This is a genomic window from Streptomyces sp. PA03-6a (assembly GCF_033792765.1).
Lineage (GTDB): Bacteria > Actinomycetota > Actinomycetes > Streptomycetales > Streptomycetaceae > Actinacidiphila.
On record NZ_JARAVK010000456.1, the window covers coordinates 1 to 3,885 of the forward strand.

At 74.0% G+C, this 3,885-nt stretch carries 4 protein-coding genes; all 4 read right to left on the minus strand.

Annotated elements, in window-relative coordinates; translation table 11 throughout:
* A partial coding sequence (locus PV350_RS45305) for a hypothetical protein (protein WP_500339157.1) occupies window positions 1-200 on the minus strand: 200 nt, incomplete at its 3' end.
* A complete protein-coding gene (locus tag PV350_RS45310; protein ID WP_499513988.1) occupies window positions 184-1,896 on the minus strand; it encodes an acetyl-CoA carboxylase carboxyltransferase subunit alpha in 1,713 nt (570 codons plus the stop codon). The genes PV350_RS45310 and PV350_RS45305, both read right to left, overlap by 17 nt.
* Before the next feature lie 17 nt (window positions 1,897-1,913).
* Window positions 1,914-2,378 carry a DUF4188 domain-containing protein gene (locus tag PV350_RS45315; RefSeq protein WP_499513987.1) on the minus strand — a complete coding sequence of 155 codons (465 nt, stop codon included), beginning with the start codon at window positions 2,376-2,378 and terminating at the stop codon, window positions 1,914-1,916.
* Between the two features lie 47 nt (window positions 2,379-2,425).
* A complete protein-coding gene (locus PV350_RS45320; RefSeq protein ID WP_499513986.1) occupies window positions 2,426-3,838 on the minus strand; it encodes an aldehyde dehydrogenase family protein in 1,413 nt (470 codons plus the stop codon).
* Window positions 3,839-3,885: the final 47 nt, after the last annotated feature.

Consider the following 3,885-nt stretch of genomic DNA (forward strand, 5'->3'; position numbering starts at 1 on the left):
TGCGTGGGGGCGGCCGCGACCGGGGCGGACTCCCACTCCACGTCCACGCTGATCCCGCCGGCCCGCAGGGTGATCCGCCGCAGGGTGCCGGGCAGTTCGCCGGCCAGCAGCCGGGTCTGCGCCCGCAGCTCCTCCACGGTCATCGCGCCGTCGGCCGTCCCGCCGGCCGCCTCGGTGGTCTCCTCAGTGCTCGTGCTCATCACGCTTCTCCCAGTCCACTACCGGCTGACGGTCGGGGTGCCCGAAGCGGTCGAACCTGTCCCGGCGCACCTCGACGAGCCGGTCCCCCGGCAGGTCGAGCAGCGGGGCCAGGGCCCGTACCAGGGCGGTCTTGACATTGAGCGCGGTGGGGTACGGCGCGGTGTGCGCGCCGTCCGGCGGCTCGGGCACGATGGCGTCCACCACGCCGAGGCGCAGCAGGTCCGAGGCCGTGAGCCGGAGCGCGTCCGCGGCCCGGCCGGCCTGCTCGGCGGTGCCGAACAGGATGGTCGAGCAGCCCTCCGGACTGATCACCGAGTAGTACGCGTTCTGCAGCATCAGCACCGTGTTGGCGACGCCCAGGGCCAGTGCCCCGCCGCTGCCGCCCTCGCCGGTGACGACGGAGACCACGGGCACGCGGACCCGGGAGAGTTCGAGGATGCACTCGGCGATGGCCAGGCTCTGGCCCCGCTCCTCCGCGCCGATGCCGGGGAAGGCTCCGGGGGTGTCGACGAAGGCGACGATCGGCAGGCCGAACCGGTCCGCCAGCCGCATCAGCCGCAGCGCCTTGCGGTAGCCCTCGGGGTTGGGCATCCCGAAGTTGCTGCTCACCAGCTCGGCGGTGTCGTGGCCCTTCTGGTGGCCGAGGACGACCACGCTCTGGCCGCCGAGCCGGGCGATGCCGCCGACGAGCGCCCGGTCGTCGGCGAAGGCCCGGTCGCCGTGCAGGGCGACGAAGTCGTCGAAGACGTAGCCGATGTACTCGCGCGTGGTGGGCCGCTGGATCGTGCGGGCCAGCGCCACCGTGTCGCGTGTGCTGCGCACGGCCGGGACGGGCGTGGTGAGCGGCTCGGCGCCCGCCGGGTCCGGCAGTTCGGGCACCGAGGGACCGAGCAGGGTCAGCAGCCGGGCCAGGTGCTCGCGCTGGTTCTCGCGCGGCACGACCGCGTCGATCATGCCGTGCTCGAGCAGGAACTCCGCGCTCTGGAAGCCCGGCGGCAGCTCCTCGCGGATGGTGTTGCGGATGACCTGCGGTCCGGCGAAGCCGATCAGGCTGCCCGGCTCGGCGAGGATGACGTCGCCGAGCATGGCGAAGGAGGCGCTGGCGCCGCCGAAGGTCGGATCGGTGTTGAGGTTGATCACCGGCAGCGCCGCCTCGCGCAGGGCGGCGATCCATTGCGAGGTCTTGGCCATCTGCATCAGGGAGAGCGCGCCCTCCTGCATGCGGGCCCCTCCGGAGGCGGCGACCAGCAGCAGCGGCAGCCGCTCGGCGAGGGCCCGGCGGGCCGCGCCGGCGATGGCCTCGCCGACCACCGAGCCCATGCTGCCGCCCATGAAGCTGAAGTCGAGCACGGCGGCGACCAGCGGGCGGCCCTCGATCGTCAGGCGCCCGGCGAGCACGGCGTCGTTGCGTCCGGTCCTGGCCTGGGCGTCGCGCAGCCGGTCCCGGTACGGCTTGCTGTCGGTGAAGCCGAGCAGGTCGCGCGGCCGGTGGTCGTCGGGGAAGGCGCGGAAGCTGCCCGGGTCGGCGAGCTGCTCGATCCGGGTGTCCGGCGGTATGCGGAAGTGGAACCGGCACTCGGGGCAGACCTTGCGGTTGCGGTCCAGCCGCTTGCCGTAGATGAAGGCGCCGCACGCCCCGCACCTGCGCCACTGGACGTCCTGGCCGGCCCGTACCGGGCCCTGCTGCTGTGTCACGGCGGTGTCCTCCTCCCTTATCCGCGGTCCGGGACCTGCGCGAGCGGCCGTTGCGGCCGGCCGGCGGTGGCCCTGGCGATGCCGAACGGCGGCATGTTGCGGTAGACGGTGTGCGTCCGGGCGGGGTCCACGACGTAGGCCTCGTGGAAGATCCCGACGGCGCCGTCGTTGCCGACCGTGCGGTTGAAGCGGGCCCAGGCGGGACGGTGGGCGGCCTCGGTGTTGCGCGAGTACGCCATCAGCTCGTCCATGCTGCGCCAGTACTGGACCATGATCACGGTGCGGTTGAGCCAGGTGCGCGAGCCCAGGAAGCCGTGGTCCTTCTGCTTGTTGAGCTCGATCAGCATCGGGAACATGGCGAGGAAGGACGGCAGCCAGCGGTGCACCTTCCAGAAGCTGTTGATCCTCATCCCGATGAGGAAGAGGACGGTGCCCTCGGGCGGGTCCGCCACCTGGGGTACGGTCTCGACCTTGCCTGCCACGGGGCGCTCCTCTCGGATCTGCTCGGCTCACAACGGTGGGAACGGGCTCAGAACGGGTAACTGCGGGGCGGGACGCTGCTGGTGAGCGTGTGCCAGCGGGTGAAGGCCTCCAGGGCGGCCCGGCCGCCGAAGCCGGAGGCGTTGCCCGACGCGCCGACGCCACCGAAGGGCAGCCGGGGGTCGTGGCCCACGGTCTGGTCGCCGACGTGGACGACGCCGCAGCGGATCCTGCGGGCCAGCGCCCGGCCGCGTTCGGCGTCGGAGGTGTAGACGGCGGCGGTCAGTCCGTGGTCGGAGGCGTTGGCCAGGGCCACCGCCTCGCCGTCGTCGGCGAAGGCGGTGACCGTGGCCACCGGGCCGAAGACCTCGGTCCTGAAGATGTCCATCAGCGGGGTGACGTCGGCCAGGACGGTCGGCGGGAAGTACGGTCCGCGGGCCCGGCCGCCGGTGACCAGCCGGGCGCCCTGGGCGATGGCGTTCTCCACGGCGGCGGCGATCGAGGTGAGCTGCCGCTGGTCGATGACCGGCCCGATCTGCGCGTCCTCGCGGTACGGGTCGCCGATCCGCAGTGCCCCGGCGTGCCGGGCGAGCGCGGCGGTGTACTCCTCGGCCACCTCGCGCTGGACGAGGTGCCGGCGGGCGGCCATGCAGATCTGGCCCTGGTGCAGGAAGGACCCCCAGGAACCGGCGGAGGCGGCCTGTTCGAGGTCGGTGTCCGGCAGGACGACGAACGCGTTCTGCCCGCCGAGTTCGAGGACCACCCGCTTCAGCAGGCGGCCGCAGGTCGCGCCGATCTCCCGCCCGGCCTCGGTGGAGCCGGTGAACGACACCATGGCCACGTCCGGTGCCTGCACCAGGGCCCGGCCGGTGTCGGCGCCGCCGTGCACCACCTCCAGCACGCCCCCCGGCAGCCCGGCGTCGGCGAGGACCTCGGCCAGGAAGCGGCCGCCGGACAGCGGGGTGTGCGGATCGGGCTTCAGCAGCACGGTGTTGCCCAGCGCGAGGGCCGGGGCGACCGAGCGCAGGGCCAGCAGCAGCGGGAAGTTCCAGGGGACGATCACCCCGACGACGCCCAGCGGCACCCGCCGCACCTCGGTCTGCCTGCCGGGGTCGGAGCCGGGGCCGTGCGGGGCCTCGGGCTCCCGCACCAGTTCGGCGGCGTGCCGCAACTCCCCGGCGCCCGCGTGGACCTCGTAGAAGGCCTTGCCGGGGATCGACCCGCCCTCGCGGACCAGCAGGTCCTGGACCTCCTGGGCGCGTTCCACGAGCAGCCCGGCGGCGCGCTCCAGCACCTCGGCCCGGCCGGCGGCCGGCAGCGCCGCCCAGCCCGGCGCGGCGGCGGCCGCCCGGCGGGCGGCCGAGGCCACGGCACCGGGTCCGGCGAGCGGGACCTCGCCCAGCTCCTCGCCGGTGATGATCTCGCGGCTGACCAGCAGCCCGGTATCGGTCGCTGTGCTCACCTGCGTACCTCGGTCTCGTCGTCTGTGGCGGTGGGGGTGGGGGTGGC